Below are 17,667 nucleotides of genomic sequence, written 5' to 3'. Positions count from 1 at the left end.
CCGCAGCACGCACCTCGAGGAGCGCTCGTGGATCTCGCCCGACTCGCCCGGTGGCTCCGCTGCCCGACCTGCGGCGAGGACCTGCGACCCGCTCCCCCGCTGTCCCTCCGTTGCGCTCACGGACACACGATCGACGCGAACAAGCGCGGCTACGCGTCGCTCCTGGCGCCGACGACCCGGGTCGTGGGCGACTCCGCGGCGATGCTCGACGCCCGTGCGCGGTTCCTCGCCCGAGGTCACTACGCCCCTCTGGTCGATGCACTCGTCGAGGGCCTGGCGGCAGCTGCGGTCGGCGTGCACGGGCGCGGGCACGACGTGACTGACAGCCCCACCGCCCGACGCATCGTCGACGCCGGCTGCGGGACGGGCTACTACCTGCACCAGCTCCTCGACCGCGGCATCGCGTCGACCGGACTCGCGGCCGACCTCTCCCCCACCGCCGTCAGCGCCGCCGTACGGGGCCGTCCCGACGTCGACGGGGTCGTCGCCGACACCTGGGCCGGGCTGCCCCTCCGAGACGGCTCGGCGGAGATCCTGCTCGGCGTCTTCGCCCCGCGCAACATGCGCGAGTTCCACCGGGTCCTGACGAGGGGCGGACTCGTGGGGATCGTCGCCGCGGGGCCCGACCACCTCGCGGAGCTCCGAGCCGATGGCCGTGCGGTCGGCGTGCAGGCCGGGAAGCGGGAGCGCATCCTGGAGGCATCCGACGGGCTCTTCACGCCGACGTCGGAGACGCGGATGCGACGGGAGCTGCTCCTGTCGGACGAGGAGATCGACCTGCTCCTCGGGATGGGCCCCTCGGCTCACCACCGGGCACGGAGGCCGATCGACGGCGACACGGCACCCACCTGGGGATCGACGTCGGCGGCGCGGTCGGCTGCGGTCGTGGACGCCGCTGCGTCTCGCCACTCCGTGACGTTGGACGTGATCGTCTACGTCCTCGCCCGCCTCGACGTCCCCGCCACCCACGCCTGACGACCTCGAACGACGTCGACCTGAGGCGCCCGGCGCCGGCCCGCAGCACGTCTGCTGGTCGACTCAGCACGGCCTCCAATGCCTCTGACCTGTTGCGCGCGCGACAGCGGCACGCCGACCCCGGCCTCCCCGCTCTCCCGGCGCCCGGCGCCCGGCGCCCGGCGGCACCCTCCGCCTCTCGCCCCGTCGCGCAGCTCAGAGCCGCACCGGGGCACCTGTGCGCGCCCCTTGAGCCGCGGTACGCCTCCCTGACGCAGGCTCGCACCCCAGGAACAGCTGCATGCGGCCCTGCCCACTGGACCAGTGACTTGCGCTCACGACGGCCTTCGGTCGCCCGACGGTTGAGAGCGCTCGAACGACGGGGCAGGCCTCGCAGGGCGACGCCCGCATGGAACGACGCAGGCACGCAGCGAGGCAGGCGCGAGGATTGAGAAGGGCCCGCCATTTCACGTCCTGGCCGCAGTCCTGGATGCGGGTTCGGGAGAGGCACACGCGACCTGCACGCTCTCCCCGCAATGCAACACGCCCGGCCTTCGAGGGAAGGCCGGGCGTCCTACGCGAGCAGGTGAGGAGCGGTCAGCGGAGCAGCTTCTTGTAGAACTCCGCGGTCCGCTCGTATCCGAGGCGCTTGTAGAACTCGCCCGCGCGCCGAGTGCTCATGGTGATCTGCCCGACGCCGCGGTCGCCGCAGAGGCGCTCCACGGCACGGACGAGAGCGGACCCCGTCCCGCCGCTGCGGGCGTCGGCATCCACCACGAGCTCCTCCAGGTGGGCGCTGAGCCCACCGGCGTAGAGGAGTCGGCTGACGACGAGGTAGGCGTACCCCACGACCGAGCCGTCCTCCTCGGCGACGAGGAGGACGTCCCTGCCGACGTCCTTGTTCGCCCGCAGGATGTGGGAGAACGTGACGTCGAAGTCGTCCCTCGTCGCCGGGGCGTTGATCATGTCGAGCTGCTGGCACAGGGCGAAGACCGCGTCCCCGTCCGATGCCGCAGCGTGCCGGATGTCGACCATCGGATCAGCGTGCGAAGTAGCCGCGGTAGTACTCGTAGGTCCAGCCCACGAGCGCGATGATCGCGAGGCAGCCGCCGATGAGGGCGATCCAGATGCCCACGGCGAGCCCGAGGAACACCGAGGCGGCGCCGGCCGCCAGGATCACCGGCCACCAGCTCCACGGGCTGAAGAAGCCGAGCTCAGGATCGCCGTCGTCGACGTTGGCGTCGCTGCGGTCCTCCGGGAGCTCGCCGTTCTGCGCCGCGTACAGGCGCGCCACGAAGAAGCCGATGAACGCGGCGAGGGCGCCCGAGAGGGCGATGCCCAGGGTCCCGACCCACTCGACCCGGCCGTCGTCGATGACGGCCCAGATCGTGTAGGCGGCCGCCGCGATGACGAAGAAGACCGCGAGGACGTAGAAGAGGTTCCTATTGGCGCGCACGTCACTTCACCTTGTCGCTGGAGATGTCGTAGGTCGCGGCGTCGGGAGCGTCCTTCGCCGGGCCGATTCCCACGGGGATGCCCGCTTCCGGGTGGTTCAGGTCGAAGGCCGGGGCCTCCGAGCGGATCCGCGGAATGGACGTGAAGTTGTGCCGCGGCGGCGGGCAGGACGTGGCCCACTCGAGCGAGCGGCCGTAGCCCCACGGGTCGTTGACCGTGACACGGGGCGCCGTGCGGGCCGTGATCCAGACGTTCAGGAAGAACGGGATCATCGAGAGCGCCAGGATTCCCGCGCCGATGGTCGACAGCTGGTTCATCCAGGTGAAGTCGTCCTCAGGCTGGTACGTCGCGTAGCGACGCGGCATGCCCATGACGCCCAGCCAGTGCTGGATGAGGAAGGTCGTGTGGAAGCCGACGAACAGCAGCCAGAAGTGCACCTTGCCGAGACGCTCGTTGAGCATCGTGCCGGTCCACTTGGGCCACCAGAAGTAGAAGCCCGAGAACATCGCGAACACGACGGTGCCGAACACCACGTAGTGGAAGTGCGCGACGACGAAGTACGAGTCGGACACGTGGAAGTCGAGCGGCGGCGACGCCAGGATGACGCCGGTCAGACCACCGAAGGTGAACGTGATCAGGAAGCCGATGGCCCACAGCATGGGCGTCTCGAACGTGACCGACCCGCGCCACATGGTGCCGATCCAGTTGAAGATCTTCACGCCGGTGGGGACCGCGATGAGCATGGTCATGAGCGAGAAGAACGGCAGCAGGACGGACCCGGTGACGTACATGTGGTGCGCCCAGACCGTGACCGAGAGGGCCGCGATGGAGATGGTCGCGTAGACCAGCGTCTTGTACCCGAAGATCGGCTTGCGGCTGAAGACCGGGAAGACCTCGGAGACGATGCCGAAGAACGGCAGCGCGATGATGTACACCTCGGGGTGCCCGAAGAACCAGAACAGGTGCTGCCACAGGATGGCGCCGCCGTTGGCCGGGTCGTAGATGTGGGCGTCGAATATGCGGTCGGCGCCGAGGCCGAACAGGGCGGCCGCGAGGACCGGGAACGCCATGAGCACGAGCAGCGACGTCACGAGGATGTTCCACGTGAAGATCGGCATGCGGAACATGGTCATGCCCGGCGCGCGCATCGTGATGATGGTCGTCACGAAGTTGACCGCACCGAGGATGGTGCCGAACCCGCTGAGGGCCAGGCCCATCACCCAGAGATTGCCTCCCAAGCCTGGCGAGAACGTCGTGCTCGACAACGGGGCGTAGGCGAACCAGCCGAACGAGGCCGCACCCGCGGGGGTGAGGAAGCCGGCGACCGCGATGAGGGAGCCGAAGTTGAACAGCCAGTACGCGAACGCGTTGAGACGCGGGAACGCGACGTCGGGTGCGCCGATCTGCAGCGGCATGAGCACGTTGGCGAAGCCCGCGAACAGCGGCGTCGCGAACATGAGCAGCATGATCGTGCCGTGCATGGTGAAGAGCTGGTTGTACTGCTCCTTCGTCTCCACGACGTGCAGGCCGGGCTCGAACAGCTGGGCGCGGATGACGAGCGCCATGACGCCGCCGAGGCAGAAGTAGAGGAACGACGTGATCAGGTACAGGTACCCGATCGTCTTGTGGTCGGTGGAGGTGATCCAGTTGACCACGACGTTGCCCCGGCGCTCGGCCTTGCCGGAGCCGTCGAGGACCTTCGCCTGGCCCGCGGGGATCGCGGTGGGACGGTTGAGGGTCGATGTCACGTTGCTGCTGCCCTACTCTTCGGACGACTCGGTGGTGGCCGGCACGTCGGTGCCGGGGAGGTTCTGCAGGCGGTCGTAGTCGGTGCCGAGGTCTCCCTCGAAGCCGGCCGCCTTCTGGCTCTCGATGTAGGCGTTGTACTCGTCGATGGAGACGACCTTGACCTGGAACAGCATGAGGGAGTGGTACTCGCCGCAGAGCTCGGCGCACTTGCCCATGTACGTCCCCTCCTTCTCCGGGATGAACGTCATGTAGTTCGTCTTGCCGGAGATGAGGTCCTTCTTGTAGAGGAAGTCCACCACCCAGAAGGAGTGCAGCGTGTCGCGGGTGTTGAGCTCGAGCTCGACCTTGGTGTTCACCGGCAGGTAGAGCGTGGGGAGCTTGTCCTTGTCGATCGAGCCCTGCGGGCCGTCGGGGTCGTCGACCGCCTGGACGCCCTGCTCGTAGGCACCGCCCTCGATGGCCTCACCGGACTCGGTCTCGCCGCCGAGGTAGTTGAAGTCCCACGCCCACTGCTTGCCGAAGACCTGGACCTTGACCTCGGGGGTGTCGAAGCGCGCCTCGATTGCCGCCTGGTCCTTGGCGGTGAAGGCGAAGAAGCCGAGCACGAGGATGAGGGGCACGATCGTGTAGAAGATCTCGATCGGCATGTTGTAGCGCATCTGCACGGGGAGGCCGGTCTGGCCCTTGCGGCGGCGGTAGACCACGGCGGCCCAGATGGTGAGGCCCCAGGTGAGGACGCCGACGGCGAGGAGGACGATCCAGGCGGTGACCCACAGCCCGATGACCGAGTCGACGTGGTTCGTGGTGCCGGCCTCGGTCGGGAGCCAACCCTGGAGCTGCTGCTGCGTGCACCCCGCGAGGAGTACCGAGATGCCTATGGCGACGGGGATTGTCAGCCAACGTTGACGGCGAGTGAAGCGCACGTGCAGACCCTTCGAAGAACCGGATGTGACGAGTTCCACCCTACGCGACAGGGAGCCGCCCGAAGGACGACTCCCTGTTCGAAGCCCGGTTCCACGGGCCTGGATCGCTTACCGTTCCATGTGTCAGTGGAACGAGTCCCCGCATGCGCACGAGCCGCCCGCGTTGGGGTTGTCGATGGTGAAGCCCTGCTTCTGGATGGTGTCCTCGAAGTCGATGGTGGCGCCGTCCAGGTACGGGACGCTCATTTTGTCGACGATGACCTCGACGCCGTCGAAGTCGACCGTCGCGTCGCCGTCGAGCTCGCGCTCGTCGAAGTAGAGCTGGTAGATGAGGCCGGAGCAGCCGCCGGGCTGGACGGCGACGCGGAGGCGGAGGTCCTCGCGGCCCTCCTGCTGGAGCAGGCTCTTGACCTTGCCTGCGGCGGTGTCCGTGAGGCCGACGCGGTGGGCCGCGGACGCGGTCTCGGTCAGCGTGGTGTCGGTCATGAGCACTCCTCGGGTGGTGGGATCTGCGGTCGGGCGACTCCTCGGGAGTCTACGTGGTGCAACCGCGAGCGCCACCCGGGTGTTCCCGCCCGCCCGTGCGGATCCGACCGTCGCGGGCGGGGGTCCTCGATCAGGCCCGGCGGGCGATGCGCGACAGGAGGACGGCCTCGCTGAGGATGGCGCGCTGGAGGACGCCGAGGTGCTGCGACTCGTTCGGGCTGTGCGCCCGGGTGTCGGGGTCCTCGACGCCGGTCACCAGGATCTGGGCGGACGGGAAGGCCTCGACCAGGTCGGCGATGAACGGGATGGAGCCGCCGATCCCGGCCTGCACGGGGGCGCGTCCCCAGCCGGCGGTCATCGCGGCCGTCGCCTCCGCCATCGCCCATCCGCTCGTGTCGACGAGGAAGGGATCGCCCTGGTCCACGTCGCTGATCTCGACGTGGGCGCCGAAGGGACGGTTGCCCTGGACGTGCGCCTCCAGGGCCTCGTACGCGTCGGCGGCGGTCTGCCCGGGGGCGATGCGGGCGCTGATGCGGACGGACACCTCCGGCAGCAGGGTGTTGCTCGCGTTGGCGACCGACGGGGCGTCGATGCCGGTCACGGTGATGGAGGGCTGCGCCCACAGGCGCGTGAGGATCGGCCCCGTGCCGATGGCCCTGACGCCCGGGAGCAGCGCCGCCTCCTCCGCGAGGCGCGCGTCGTCGTAGGCGGGCGTCTCCATGGCGGTGGACGTGAGGCCCGCGACCGCGACGGACCCGTCGGCATCCCAGAGCGAGTCGAGGAGACGCATGGCGGCCATCATGGCGTCCGGGACGGCGCCCCCGAACATGCCGGAGTGCGAGGCGTGGTCGAGCGTCCGCACCGTCAAGCGGAACGTGACGTTGCCGCGGAGGGCGATGGTGATGGACGGGGTGTCGACGTCCCAGTTGTCGCTGTCGGCGACCACGATGACGTCGGCGGCGAGGGCGTCGTGGTGCGTGGCGAGGAAGTCGGAGAAGGAGCGCGACCCCGCCTCCTCCTCCCCCTCGATGAACACCGCGAGGCCGAGCTCGAGGTCGTCGCCCTCCTCCTCGACGAGCGCGCGGATGGCGGCGACGTGCGTCATGATCCCGGCCTTGTCGTCCGAGGCGCCGCGACCGTGCAGCCGCTCGCCGCGGAGGGTGGGCTCGAAGGGGGGCGTCTCCCAGTGCTCGTCGGCGCCGGGGGGCTGCACGTCGTGGTGCGCGTAGAGGAGGACGGTGGGCTTCCCGTTCCGGGGGGCCCGGGTCGCCAGCACCGCCGGCTGCCCGTCGTCGCCCGACGGCGTGGTCGCCCGGTGCACCGACACGTCGTCGAAGACGCCCAGGCCGGCGAGGAGACCCGCGACGGCGTCCGCGCTGGCCGCGACGTGGGTCGGGTCGAACGCCGGCCAGGAGACGCTGGGGATGCGGACGAGGGCCGAGAGGTCGGCGACGGTGGTGGGGAACCCACCCGCGACGGCGGCGGCGAGCCGGTCGACGGCCTCCTGGTCCGGTGCGGTCACGGCGTCTGCGGAGGTGTCGGGAGGCGTCATGCAGCTAATCTTAGATTCACTCCAGGCAAGGACGAGAGACGTGGCGAAGCAGCAGACACCCGCAGAGACCCCCTCCGAGACGAGCGCCGCGGCGCCCGTGGACGGTCGCACGGCCGACGGGAAGAAGGGCCCGACCCCCACCCGTCGGGAGCGCGAGGCCGCGAACCTCCGCCCGCTCGTGCCGCAGGACCGCAAGCTCGCGGCCCAGCAGGCCAAGGAGAAGGCACGCGAGGCGCGAGCCCGTGCCAATGCCGGCATGGCCGCCGGGGACGAGCGCTACCTGCCCGTCCGGGACAAGGGCCCGCAGAAGCGGTTCGCGCGCGACGTCGTCGACTCCCGCTGGAGCGTCGGCGAGCTCCTGCTCCCGGTCATGGGCGTGGTCGTCGTCCTCACCTTCGTGCTGCCGAACCTGTCGGCGATCCCGCTGCTGTCGATCTACGTGTTCGTCATCGCGGCCATCATCGACGCGTACTTCACGGGCCGCCGCGTGCGCGCCGCCATCGTCGCGCGGGTCGGGGCCGACCGCCTCGAGCGCGGGATCCGCTGGTACGCCGGCATGCGCACCATCCAGATGCGCCCCATGCGCCTGCCCAAGCCGCAGGTGAAGCGCCGCGAGAAGGTCACCTTCAGCTGATCCGTCCCGCGGGCCGCGTCCGGTTCGCGGCGTCGCCGCCGGGGCGCGGACCGGTCAGCCCCGGCGGATTCGGGCGAGGCCGGCGTTGATCGACCGGGCCCACAGCGGACCCCGGTACAGGAACGCCGTGTAACCCTGCACGAGCGTCGCTCCCGCGTCCAGGCGCGCCTGGACGTCCTCGGCCGTGTCCACGCCGCCGACCGAGATCACGCAGGCGTCCCCCGGGAGCGCGCGGCGGAGGAGGCCCAGGACCTCGAGCGATCGCGCGGCCAGGGGCGCGCCGGAGAGCCCGCCCGCGCCCGCGGACTCGACGACCGATGCGTCGGTCCGCAGCCCCTCCCGGGAGAGCGTGGTGTTCGTGGCGATGACGCCGGCGAGGCCGAGCTCGGTCGCGAGCCCCGCGATGCGCTCCACCTCGGCGTCCCGCAGATCCGGCGCGATCTTGACGAGCACGGGCACGCCGTCGGCCGCGTCGCGGATGCTGGTCAGCAGCGGTCGGAGCAGCTCGATCTCCTGCAGGCCCCGCAGCCCCGGCGTGTTCGGCGAGCTCACGTTCACCGCGAGATAGTCGGCCACGGGGGCGACGAGGCGCGTCGTCCGCACGTAGTCGGCGACGGCGTCCTCGACGGCGACGGCTCGGGTCTTGCCGATGTTGACGCCGATGACGGGCCGGTCACGGCGCGCGCGGAGCCGGCGCAGGCGGTCGGCGAGGGCCACCGCTCCCCCGTTGTTGAAGCCCATCCGGTTGATGACCGCGCGGTCCTCGACGAGGCGGAAGAGCCGCGGCCGCGGGTTGCCCGGCTGGGCGACGGCGGTGACCGTCCCGACCTCCACGTGGCCGAAGCCGAGCTGGCCGAGGCCGAGCACGGCCTGCGCGTCCTTGTCGAAGCCGGCGGCCACGCCGAACGGCGACGGGAAGCGGAGCCCGAGGGCGTCGACCGCGAGCGACGGGTCCGGCGCGGTCAGGCGTCGCGCGATCCAGCCGAAGCCGGACGGCGGGAGGAGGGCGATGGCCGTGGACGCCAGGTGGTGCGCGTCCTCCGGGTCCATGCGCGACAGGACCGTGCGGAAGAGGAGGGGATACATCGGCACCAGGCTAGCGCCTGCGCCCAGGCCGTCCCGCGGCGTGGGCGCGGGTCAGGGCCGGTCGGGGGACGCCGCGTGCGCGACGCGCAGCTGGGCGATGGCCGACTCGAAGTCGTCGAGCGAGTCGAAGCCCTGGTAGACGCTCGCGAACCGCAGGTACGCCACCTCGTCGAGCTCACGGAGCGGCGGGAGGATCGACAGCCCGATGTCGTTGGCCTCGATCTGCGACGCGCCCGTGGCGCGGATGGCCTCCTCGACCCGCTGGGCGAGGACCGCGAGGTCGGTGTCGGTGACGGGACGACCCTGGCACGCCTTGCGGACGCCGGTGACGATCTTCTCGCGGCTGAACGGCTCGACGACGCCGTTGCGCTTGATGACGCTCAGGCTCGCGGTCTCCGTGGTGCTGAAGCGACGACCGCACTCGGGGCACTGCCGCCGACGGCGGATCGACAGGCCGTCGTCGCTCGTGCGGGAGTCGACGACGCGGGAGTCGGGGTGGCGGCAGAAGGGGCAGAACATGGTGTGGCCAGGATACGTCAGCGCCCGAGGCGCGCCGTCACGGCGTCGCCGTGCGCCGGCAGGTCCTCGGCGCGGCTGAGCGCGACGATCAGCGGCTCCGCCTCCCGGAGGGCGTCGGCGTCGTAGCGCACCACCTGCTGGGGGCGGAGGAACGTGTACGCGCCGAGGCCGGATCCGAACCTCGCCTGCCCGCCGGTGGGGAGGACGTGGTTGGAGCCTGCCAGGTAGTCGCCGAGGCTCACGGGCGAGTGCGGTCCGAGGAAGATCGCGCCGGCGCTGTGCAGGTGCGCGAGGAGGGCGTCGGGGTCGGTCGTCTGCACGGAGAGGTGCTCGGGCCCGTAGGCGTCGCTGTAGCGCGCGGCCGTCTCGAGGTCGTCGACCACGAGGATCGCGGACTGCGGGCCGGTGAGCGCCTGGACGACGCGCGCGGAGTGGCCCGTCGTCGCGGCCAGCGCCGCGACCTCGGCGTCGACCGCACGGGCGAGCTCCGGGGAGTCCGTGACGAGGACGGACGCGGCCATCTCGTCGTGCTCCGCCTGGCTCAAGAGGTCGGCGGCCACGAGTCGCGCGTCCGCGGCGTGGTCGGCGATCACGAGGATCTCGGTGGTGCCGGCCTCCGAGTCGATCCCCGTCACGCCCCGCACGACGCGCTTCGCGGCGGCGACGTAGATGTTGCCGGGCCCGGTGACGACGTCGACGGGCTCGAGCCCGAGGTCGGCGACCCCGTGCGCGAAGGCGCCGATGGCCCCCGCGCCGCCCATCGCGTAGACCTCGGTGACGCCGAGGAGGCCGGCCGCCCCGAGGATCACGGGGTGCACGGAGCCCCCGTGCGCCGCCTGCGCCGGCGAGGCGAGCGCGATGCTGGCGACGCCGGCCACCTGGGCCGCCACGACGTTCATCACCACGCTGGACGGGTAGACGGCCTTGCCACCGGGCACGTAGAGGCCGACGCGGCGCACCGGCTGCCAGCGCTGGACGATGGTGCCGCCGGGCACGACGGTCGTGGTGGTCTCGGCCGGGACCTGCGCGGCCGAGCCGAGCCGGACGCGTCGGATGGCCTCCTCGAGGGCGGCGCGGACGGCGGGGTCCAGGCCCGCGACGGCGTCCGCGATCGCCTCGGCCGGGACGCGCAGGGAGCCGGGGCGCACGCGGTCGAGCCGCTCCGCCTGGTCGAGCAGCGCGGCGCTCCCCCGCGTGCGGACGTCCTCCACGAGCTCGCGGGCGACGTCGAGCGCGACGGCCACGTCGGTGACCGGACGCGGGAGGAGGTCGAGCAGGTCGGCGGTGCTGGGCGTGGTGCCGCGGAGGTCCTGGATGCGCATCATGACTCCGGAAGTCTACCGAGCGGGCGGTCGGCGGATCCGGCGGCTAGCGTCTCGATGCATGGACGCGCACCCCGCCACCACGCTCTCCGAGGCCCGAGGCCTGGACGCCTTCCGCGCCGCCTTCCGGCGCCACGCGGCCGGCGTCGCCGTCGTCACCGCGCGTGACGCCGCCGGCTCCCCCGTCGGCTTCACCGCCACGTCGCTCTCCTCGGTGTCGGCCGACCCGCCACTCGCGAGCTTCAGCCTCGCCCGCAGGGCGTCGAGCGCCGCGGCCCTCGAGGAGGCGGACCACGTGGCCATCCACGTCCTCGGGGCACGCGACCGGCACCTCGCCGAGCGCCTCAGCGGCCCGGCCTCCGAGCGCTTCGCGGGCGACCACTGGTCCCCGGGCCCGCACGGGCTCCCCGTCCTCGACGGGGGCACCGCGCTGCTCGTGGCCCGCATCGTCGAGCGGATCCACGTGCACGACGCCATCGTCGTCATCGTGCGCATCGAGGACGGCGGCCCGGGCGTCGACGACGAGCCGCTCGTCTACCACGCCCGTCGCTACCTCCGCCCGGGCGCCGAGGCCTGAACGGTCCACGACGGGCCGGGGCCGGGGGTCAGCCCAGGCAGTTCGGCCCGAGCAGGGACTTGAGCTCGCCGTAGAGGTCCGCACTCACCGTGACCGGGTACGGGATCTCGAACACGCGCCCGCTGTCGCCCTTGACGAGCTGCAGCCGGACCTCCGTGTCGCCCGAGTGCCGGATCAGCACGTCGTTGAGGCCCATGACGGTCTCCGTCGTGGCGCGGTTCTCGGCGAGGCTGATGAGCAGCGGACCGGACCCCAGGCTCTGGCCGAGGTCGGGCTGGAACATCGAGAACGCGTGGATGTTCATGCCGTCGTCGCGCGTGGACACGCGGCCGCGGATCACCACGACGGTGTCGCCCTGCAGCGCCGGCGCGAACTCCTGGTACGCCTTGCCCATGAACATGCAGGTGATCTCGCCGCCGAAGTCCTCCAGCTGGACCATGCCGTACTGGTTGCCCGAGTTCCGCGCCGTGCGGTGCTGCACGCTCGTGAGCAGGCCCGCGAGCGTGACCGTCTCGCCGTCCATCGACGCGTCGGTGGCCAGCAGCTCCGCGATGCCCGTGGAGGCGAGCTTCGCGAGCGGGATCTCGAGGCCCGCGAGCGGGTGGTCGGAGACGTAGAGCCCGAGCATCTCGCGCTCGAACGCGAGCTTGTCGCGCTTCGCCCACTCCGGACGCTCGGGGACCTTCCGCGCGTGCTGCGGCTCGTCCCAGAGGCTGTCGAAGTCGAACCCGACCTGCCCGTTCATGGCGGCGCGCTTGTCGCTCACGGATGCGTCGATCATGCCCTCGTGGACCTCGAGGAGGGCCCGACGGGTGTCGCCCAGCGAGTCGAACGCGCCGGCCTTGATGAGCGACTCCACCGTGCGCTTGTTGGCGACCGGCAGCGGGACCTTCTTGAGGAAGTCGTCGAAGGACTCGAAGGCGCCCTGCTCCGCGCGCGCGCCCCGGAGGGCCTCGACCACGTTGGACCCGACGTTCCGCACGGCGCCCAGCCCGAAGCGGATGTCGGCGCCGGCGGCCGCGAAGAAGCCGATCGACTCGTTGACGTCCGGCGGGAGCACCTTGATGCCCATGCGGCGGCACTCGTTGAGGTAGAGCGCCATCTTGTCCTTGGAGTCGCCCACGCTCGTGAGCAGCGCGGCCATGTACTCGGCCGGGTAGTGCGCCTTGAGGTACGCGGTCCAGTACGAGACCACGCCGTAGGCGGCGGAGTGCGCCTTGTTGAAGGCGTAGTCGGAGAAGGGCAGGAGGATGTCCCAGAGCGCCTTCACCGCGGCCATCGAGTAGCCGTTGTCCTGCATGCCCTGCGAGAAGCCCGCGAACTGCTTGTCGAGCTCGGACTTCTTCTTCTTGCCCATGGCGCGGCGCAGGAGGTCGGCCTGCGCGAGCGTGAAGCCGGCGAGCTTCTGCGCGACCGACATCACCTGCTCCTGGTACACGATCAGGCCGTGCGTGGTGCCGAGCACCTCGCGCAGGGGCTCCTCGAGCTCCGGGTGGATGGGCGTGATCTCCTGGAGCCCGTTCTTCCGCAGCGCGTAGTTGGTGTGCGAGTTCGCGCCCATGGGTCCCGGGCGGTACAGCGCGATGACGGCGGAGATGTCCTCGAAGTCGTCCGGCTTCATCATGCGCAGCAGCGACCGCATCGGGCCGCCGTCGAGCTGGAACACTCCGAGGGTGTCGCCGCGGGCGAGCAGGTCGTACGCGGCGCGGTCGTCCAGGCCCAGGTCCTCGAGGACGAGCTTCTCGCCGCGGTTCGACTCGATGTTGTTGAGCGCGTCGTCGATGATCGTGAGGTTCCGGAGCCCCAGGAAGTCCATCTTGATGAGCCCGAGGGACTCGCAGGCCGGGTAGTCGAACTGCGTGACGATCTGGCCGTCCTGCTCCCGCTTCATGATCGGGATGATGTCGATGAGCGGCTCGCTCGACATGATGACGCCGGCCGCGTGCACGCCCCACTGGCGCTTCAGGTTCTCGATGCCCTGCGCGGTCTCGAAGACCTTCTGCGCCTCCGGGTCCATGGCGAGGACCTCGCGGAAGTCGCCGGCCTCGCGGTAGCGCGGGTGGTCGGTGTCGAGGATGCCGGACAGCGGGATGTCCTTGCCCATGATCGCCGGCGGCATGGCCTTGGTGAGCGTGTCGCCCATAGAGAAGGGGTACCCGAGCACGCGGCTGGAGTCCTTGAGGGCCTGCTTCGCCTTGATCGTGCCGTACGTGACGATCTGGGCCACGCGCTCGTCGCCGTACTTGTCCGTCACGTACCGGATGACCTCGCCGCGGCGACGGTCGTCGAAGTCGACGTCGAAGTCGGGCATGGAGACGCGGTCCGGGTTCAGGAACCGCTCGAAGAGCAGGCCGTGCTGCAGCGGGTCGAGGTCGGTGATGCCCATGGCGTACGCGACCATGGAACCCGCGCCCGAGCCGCGGCCCGGACCCACGCGGATCCCGTTCTCCCGCGACCAGCCGATGAAGTCGGCGACGACGAGGAAGTAGCCCGGGAAGCCCATCTGCGCGATGACGCCGACCTCGTAGTCGGCGCGCTTGCGGACCTCGTCGGAGAAGCCGGCCGGGTAGCGGCGGACGAGCCCGCGCTCGACCTCCTTCACGAACCAGGTCTGCTCGCTCTCGCCCTCGGGGACGGGGTACCGCGGCATGTAGTTCGCCGACTCGTTGAACTGCACGTCGCAGCGCTCGGCGATGAGCAGCGTGTTGTCGCACGCCTCCTCGTGGTCGCGGAACAGGTGCCGCATCTGCGCGGCGGTCTTCAGGTAGAACTCGTCGGCGTCGAACTTGAAGCGGTTGGGGTCGTCGAGCGTCGTGCCCGACTGGACGCACAGGAGCGCCGCGTGGCTGGTCGCGTCGTGCTCGTGCGTGTAGTGGAGGTCGTTGGTCGCGACGAGCGGGAGGTCGAGGTCCTTTGCGAGGCGGAGGAGGTCGCTCATGATCCGCCGCTCGATGCCGAGGCCGTGGTCCATGATCTCGCAGAAGTAGTTGCCGGCCCCGAAGATGTCGCGGTAGTCGCTCGCGGCCTTGACCGCCTCGTCGTACTGGCCGAGCCGGAGGCGCGTCTGCACCTCGCCGGACGGGCAGCCCGTGGTCGCGATGAGCCCCGTGGCGTAGGTGCTCAGGAGCTCGCGGTCCATGCGGGGCTTGAAGTAGTACCCCTCCAGGGACGCGCGCGAGGACAGGCGGAAGAGGTTGTGCATGCCCTCGGTCGTCTCCGCCAGCATCGTGAGGTGCGTGTAGGCGCCGGATCCGGAGACGTCGTCCTGGCCGCCGTTGCCCCAGCGGATGCGCGTGCGGTCGCCGCGGTGGGTGCCCGGCGTGATGTAGGCCTCGGTGCCGATGATGGGCTTGACGCCCGCGTTCCTGGCCTGCTTCCAGAAGTCGAAGGCGCCGAAGACGTTGCCGTGGTCGGTGATCGCGACGGCGGGCATGGCCTGCTCGGCGGCCGCCTGGACCAGCGGGCCGACGCGGGCCGCGCCGTCGAGCATGGAGTACTCGCTGTGGACGTGGAGATGGACGAACGAGTCGTTGCGGGGCACGGGTCCCTATCTGCTGGTCTGATCGAGGTGTGGCCATCTTAGGCAGGCCCCGGAGGGCCCGGCCGCGTGTCGCGCGTCAGTCGCGGAGGACGTCGAGCGCGTGCTGGAGGTCCGCCGGGTAGGTGCTCGAGAACGAGGCGCGGTCGCCCGTCGCGGGGTGCGTGATCTCGAGCCGCATGGCGTGCAGCCACTGGCGGTGCAGGTCGAGCTGGGCGGAGATCGTGGGGTCGGCGCCGTACATGGCGTCGCCCACGCAGGGGTGGCGCTGCGCGGCCATGTGCACGCGGATCTGGTGGGTGCGTCCCGTCTCCAGGTGCACCTCCAGCAGGGCCGCGCGCGGGAACGCCTCGAGCGTCTCGTAGTGGGTGACGGAGGGCTTGCCGTCGGCGGTGACCGCGAACTTCCAGTCGCTGCGCGGATGGCGCCCTATGGGGGCGTCGATGGTGCCCGCGAGGGGATCCGGGTGGCCCTGGACGACGGCGTGGTAGACCTTCTCGACCTCGCGGTCGTGGAACTGCCGCTTGAGCTCCGTGTACGCGCGCTCCGTCTTCGCGACGACCATGAGACCGCTCGTGCCCGCATCGAGGCGGTGCACGATGCCCTGGCGCTCCTCCGCGCCGGACGTGCTGAGCCGGAACCCGGCGGCGGCCAGCGCCCCGAGGACGGTCGGCCCCGTCCACCCCACGCTCGGGTGGGCCGCGACGCCCACGGGCTTGTCGACCACGACGATGTCGTCGTCGTCGTGCACGATGCCGAGGTCGGGGACCGCGAGCGGCACCACGGACGGCTCCTGCCGCGGCTGCCAGCTGACGGCGAGCATCGACCCGCCCACGAGGCGGTCGGACTTGCCGGCCTCCCGCCCGTCCTGCGTCACCCCGCCGGACTCGGCGACCTCGGCCGCGAAGCTGCGCGAGAAGCCGAGCAGCCGCGCGAGGCCCGCGTCGACGCGCTGCCCGTCGAGTCCGTCGGGGACGGGGAGGGTGCGGTGCTCCATGGGGACCTCTTCCGGTGCGGTGCGGTGCGGGGCGATGCGGGCCGGGGCGGCGGATCCGGCCCGTCGGCGCGAACGACGACGGCGACGCGGGACCCGCGGCGCATGCCGTGCGGGACCCACGCCGCCGTCGGGCGTGCGGGTGGTGCGGGTGCTAGCTGCCGAACGAGGCGGTGGCGGGCGCCTCGCTGGAGCCGGAGGCGTCCAGCTCGCGGAGCTGGCCCTCGATGTAGCCCTTGAGCTTGGTGCGGTACTCGCGCTCGAAGGTGCGGAGCTCGTCGATGCGGCCCTCGAGCACCTGGCGCTCCTTCTCGAGCACGGCGGTCTTCGAGCGCTGCTCGGCCTCGGCCTCGGCGGCGATGCGCGCGGCGGTGGCGTGGGCCTCCGCGACGAGCGCGTCGCGCTTCTCGACGCCCTCGCGGACGTGCTCCTCGTGCAGCTTGCGCGCGAGCTTGAGGAGGCTGCTGGTGCTGGAGGTCTCGTCGTCGTCGTCCGCGGCGGCTGCGGCGGGGGCGGCGGCGGGCGCCTGCGCGACGACCGGGGCCGCGACGGGCTCCGGCTCCGGAGCGGCCTCGGGCTCGGGCTCGGGCTCGGCGACGACGGGGGCCTGCTCGACCGCGGCGGGGGCGGGAGCGGGGGTCTCGATGGCCGTGGTCGCGGCGGGGGCGGCATCGCCCGAGCCGAGACGCTGGCGCAGCTCCTCGTTCTCCTGGTGGAGACGGCGCAGCTCGACGACCACCTCGTCGAGGAAGTCGTCCACCTCGTCCTGGTCGTATCCCTCGCGGAACTTGGTCGGCTGGAAACGCTTGTTGACGACGTCTTCAGGAGTGAGAGCCATGGCCTGCCACCTCTTTTGTGCGTAGAGCGGGGTCCGCGCGAGCGGACGGGGATTCGGGACAACGTGCGCCTCAACGCTACCAGCGGATGGCGGCGGTCCGGGGACCGGAGGGCGGATCCGGAGCGAGGCGGCGGTCGTCAGCGCATCAGGCCGCCGACGACGTTGAACAGGATGATGGCGACGAGCATCGTGATCATCCAGCCGAAGTCGAGCGCCACCGGGCCGAGGCGGAGCGGCGGGATGAGGCGGCGGACGAAGCCGATGGGCGGGTCCGTGACCGTGTACGACGCCTCCGCCACGATGAGCATCGCCCCGCGCGGACGCCACTGGCGCGACAGCGACTGGACCAGGTCGAGGACGAAGCGGCCCCACATGCAGATGATGAACGCCAGGAGGGCGAACCACACGACGGTGGCGACGATGTTCACGATGATCACGGACACAAGTATGGCGGGCGCCGGTGGGAGCTCCCGCCGACGCCCGCCATCACGGGGCTCCGAGGATCAGCGTCCGAAGAACGACGCCTCGACCTCGGCCTCGGTGGCCGACTGCTCGCCGGAGACGGCGACGTGCGACGGCGAGAGGAGGAAGACCTTGGCGGTGACGCGCTCGATCTTGCCGTAGAGGCCGATGGAGAGGCCGCTGGCGAAGTCGATGAGGCGGCGGGCGTCGTCGTCCGTCATCTGCGAGAGGTTGATGATGACCGGAACGCCCTCGCGGAAGTTCTCGGCGATGACCTGGGCGTCCTTGTAGGCCTTGGGGTGGACGGTGAGGATCTCGTTCATTTCAGCCGGCGCCGCATTCCTTGTGGTGGTCGAGGGCTTGTGCAGGGGGGTCACGGGTGCGCGCTTGGCCTGCTGCTGGGGAGCGGGGGCGGGCGTCGGGACGGCCTGGACGGGGGACTGCTGCGGCTGCGCGGGCTGCGGCTGCTGCTGCTGGTAGTCGAGCTCCTCGTCGGCGAGTCCCAGGTACACCATGGTCTTGCGAAGTGGGTTGGCCATCATTCCTCTTTCCGGGTCGGCCTGACGAACCGGACCGCA

The 17,667-nt window shown here is 71.1% G+C and carries 17 protein-coding genes; 3 read left to right on the top strand and 14 right to left on the bottom strand.

Annotated elements, in window-relative coordinates; genetic code table 11:
* Positions 1-27 precede the first annotated feature (27 nt).
* Positions 28-975 carry a methyltransferase domain-containing protein gene (locus AC07VC_RS04470; RefSeq protein WP_494676016.1) on the top strand — a complete coding sequence of 316 codons (948 nt, stop codon included), beginning with the start codon at positions 28-30 and terminating at the stop codon, positions 973-975.
* 576 nt (positions 976-1,551) lie between these two features.
* On the opposite strand, the gene AC07VC_RS04465 is transcribed toward AC07VC_RS04470, so the two are convergent.
* The 6 genes from AC07VC_RS04465 to AC07VC_RS04440 all read right to left on the bottom strand — a co-directional run bounded on the left by AC07VC_RS04465 (position 1,552) and on the right by AC07VC_RS04440 (position 7,119).
* Entirely contained in the window at positions 1,552-1,989 is a 438-nt protein-coding gene (locus tag AC07VC_RS04465; protein ID WP_317228697.1) for a GNAT family N-acetyltransferase, read from the bottom strand.
* Positions 1,990-1,993: 4 nt separating this feature from the next.
* Positions 1,994-2,410: a cytochrome c oxidase subunit 4 gene (locus tag AC07VC_RS04460; RefSeq protein ID WP_317228698.1), complete on the bottom strand. Its 417-nt coding sequence runs from the start codon at positions 2,408-2,410 to the stop codon at positions 1,994-1,996.
* 1 nt (position 2,411) lies between these two features.
* Positions 2,412-4,157, bottom strand: a complete 1,746-nt coding sequence (gene ctaD / locus AC07VC_RS04455) for an aa3-type cytochrome oxidase subunit I (RefSeq protein ID WP_172407199.1) — start codon at positions 4,155-4,157, stop codon at positions 2,412-2,414.
* Positions 4,158-4,169: 12 nt separating this feature from the next.
* The gene (ctaC, locus tag AC07VC_RS04450) at positions 4,170-5,081 is read right to left on the bottom strand and encodes an aa3-type cytochrome oxidase subunit II (protein WP_094116061.1); all 912 of its coding nucleotides are present in this window, start codon (positions 5,079-5,081) and stop codon (positions 4,170-4,172) included.
* Positions 5,082-5,204: 123 nt separating this feature from the next.
* Positions 5,205-5,567, bottom strand: a complete 363-nt coding sequence (gene erpA / locus AC07VC_RS04445; protein WP_094116062.1) for an iron-sulfur cluster insertion protein ErpA — start codon at positions 5,565-5,567, stop codon at positions 5,205-5,207.
* Between the two features lie 130 nt (positions 5,568-5,697).
* The gene (locus AC07VC_RS04440) at positions 5,698-7,119 is read right to left on the bottom strand and encodes a dipeptidase (protein ID WP_494676017.1); all 1,422 of its coding nucleotides are present in this window, start codon (positions 7,117-7,119) and stop codon (positions 5,698-5,700) included.
* A 40-nt stretch (positions 7,120-7,159) separates the two neighbouring features.
* Between AC07VC_RS04440 and AC07VC_RS04435 the strand changes: the two genes are divergently transcribed.
* Positions 7,160-7,753 carry a DUF3043 domain-containing protein gene (locus tag AC07VC_RS04435; protein ID WP_094116064.1) on the top strand — a complete coding sequence of 198 codons (594 nt, stop codon included), beginning with the start codon at positions 7,160-7,162 and terminating at the stop codon, positions 7,751-7,753.
* A gap of 54 nt (positions 7,754-7,807) precedes the next feature.
* Here the strand turns inward: AC07VC_RS04435 and AC07VC_RS04430 are convergent, their stop codons facing one another.
* Genes AC07VC_RS04430 through hisD form a run of 3 tightly spaced genes read right to left on the bottom strand, consistent with a single transcriptional unit; the run spans position 7,808 to position 10,680 of the window.
* Positions 7,808-8,839 carry a quinone-dependent dihydroorotate dehydrogenase gene (locus tag AC07VC_RS04430; RefSeq protein WP_494676018.1) on the bottom strand — a complete coding sequence of 344 codons (1,032 nt, stop codon included), beginning with the start codon at positions 8,837-8,839 and terminating at the stop codon, positions 7,808-7,810.
* 51 nt (positions 8,840-8,890) lie between these two features.
* Positions 8,891-9,358 (bottom strand): transcriptional regulator NrdR, encoded by a 468-nt coding sequence (gene nrdR, locus AC07VC_RS04425; protein WP_317228701.1) that lies wholly within the window; start codon positions 9,356-9,358, stop codon positions 8,891-8,893.
* Positions 9,359-9,375: 17 nt separating this feature from the next.
* Positions 9,376-10,680 (bottom strand): histidinol dehydrogenase, encoded by a 1,305-nt coding sequence (hisD, locus tag AC07VC_RS04420; protein WP_494676571.1) that lies wholly within the window; start codon positions 10,678-10,680, stop codon positions 9,376-9,378.
* A 61-nt stretch (positions 10,681-10,741) separates the two neighbouring features.
* On the opposite strand from hisD, the gene AC07VC_RS04415 reads away from it, so the two are divergent.
* On the top strand, positions 10,742-11,257 hold the full coding sequence (locus tag AC07VC_RS04415) for a flavin reductase family protein (protein ID WP_494676019.1): 516 nt from the start codon (positions 10,742-10,744) through the stop codon (positions 11,255-11,257).
* Positions 11,258-11,285: 28 nt separating this feature from the next.
* On the opposite strand, the gene dnaE is transcribed toward AC07VC_RS04415, so the two are convergent.
* The 5 genes from dnaE to AC07VC_RS04390 form a co-directional block, all read right to left on the bottom strand.
* Positions 11,286-14,747: a DNA polymerase III subunit alpha gene (dnaE, locus tag AC07VC_RS04410; protein WP_494676572.1), complete on the bottom strand. Its 3,462-nt coding sequence runs from the start codon at positions 14,745-14,747 to the stop codon at positions 11,286-11,288.
* A gap of 127 nt (positions 14,748-14,874) precedes the next feature.
* Positions 14,875-15,792, bottom strand: coding sequence for an RluA family pseudouridine synthase (locus AC07VC_RS04405; RefSeq protein ID WP_104343747.1), 918 nt, complete (start codon positions 15,790-15,792; stop codon positions 14,875-14,877).
* Positions 15,793-15,943: 151 nt separating this feature from the next.
* Complete coding sequence (locus AC07VC_RS04400; RefSeq protein WP_494676020.1) at positions 15,944-16,627, bottom strand: DivIVA domain-containing protein; 684 nt, start codon at positions 16,625-16,627, stop codon at positions 15,944-15,946.
* A gap of 137 nt (positions 16,628-16,764) precedes the next feature.
* A complete protein-coding gene (locus AC07VC_RS04395) occupies positions 16,765-17,064 on the bottom strand; it encodes a YggT family protein (RefSeq protein WP_094116998.1) in 300 nt (99 codons plus the stop codon).
* A gap of 66 nt (positions 17,065-17,130) precedes the next feature.
* The gene (locus AC07VC_RS04390) at positions 17,131-17,628 is read right to left on the bottom strand and encodes a cell division protein SepF (RefSeq protein WP_494676021.1); all 498 of its coding nucleotides are present in this window, start codon (positions 17,626-17,628) and stop codon (positions 17,131-17,133) included.
* Between the last annotated feature and the right edge of the window lie 39 nt (positions 17,629-17,667).

The organism is Clavibacter sp. GW821-FHT01D01 (assembly GCF_059422605.1).
This window is presented reverse-complemented; position numbering and strand designations above follow the sequence as displayed.

Bases quoted from the DNA above. Each gene is read 5' to 3' on its own strand.
- AC07VC_RS04465 (WP_317228697.1), bottom strand. From the start codon at position 1,989: ATGGTCGACATCCGGCACGCTGCGGCATCGGACGGGGACGCGGTCTTC.
- erpA (WP_094116062.1), bottom strand. From the start codon at position 5,567: ATGACCGACACCACGCTGACCGAGACCGCGTCCGCGGCCCACCGCGTC.
- AC07VC_RS04440 (WP_494676017.1), bottom strand. From the start codon at position 7,119: ATGACGCCTCCCGACACCTCCGCAGACGCCGTGACCGCACCGGACCAG.
- AC07VC_RS04430 (WP_494676018.1), bottom strand. From the start codon at position 8,839: ATGTATCCCCTCCTCTTCCGCACGGTCCTGTCGCGCATGGACCCGGAG.
- nrdR (WP_317228701.1), bottom strand. From the start codon at position 9,358: ATGTTCTGCCCCTTCTGCCGCCACCCCGACTCCCGCGTCGTCGACTCC.
- hisD (WP_494676571.1), bottom strand. From the start codon at position 10,680: ATGCGCATCCAGGACCTCCGCGGCACCACGCCCAGCACCGCCGACCTG.
- AC07VC_RS04415 (WP_494676019.1), top strand. From the start codon at position 10,742: ATGGACGCGCACCCCGCCACCACGCTCTCCGAGGCCCGAGGCCTGGAC.
- dnaE (WP_494676572.1), bottom strand. From the start codon at position 14,747: ATGCTCGACGGCGCGGCCCGCGTCGGCCCGCTGGTCCAGGCGGCCGCC.
- AC07VC_RS04405 (WP_104343747.1), bottom strand. From the start codon at position 15,792: ATGGAGCACCGCACCCTCCCCGTCCCCGACGGACTCGACGGGCAGCGC.
- AC07VC_RS04400 (WP_494676020.1), bottom strand. From the start codon at position 16,627: ATGGCTCTCACTCCTGAAGACGTCGTCAACAAGCGTTTCCAGCCGACC.
- AC07VC_RS04390 (WP_494676021.1), bottom strand. From the start codon at position 17,628: ATGGCCAACCCACTTCGCAAGACCATGGTGTACCTGGGACTCGCCGAC.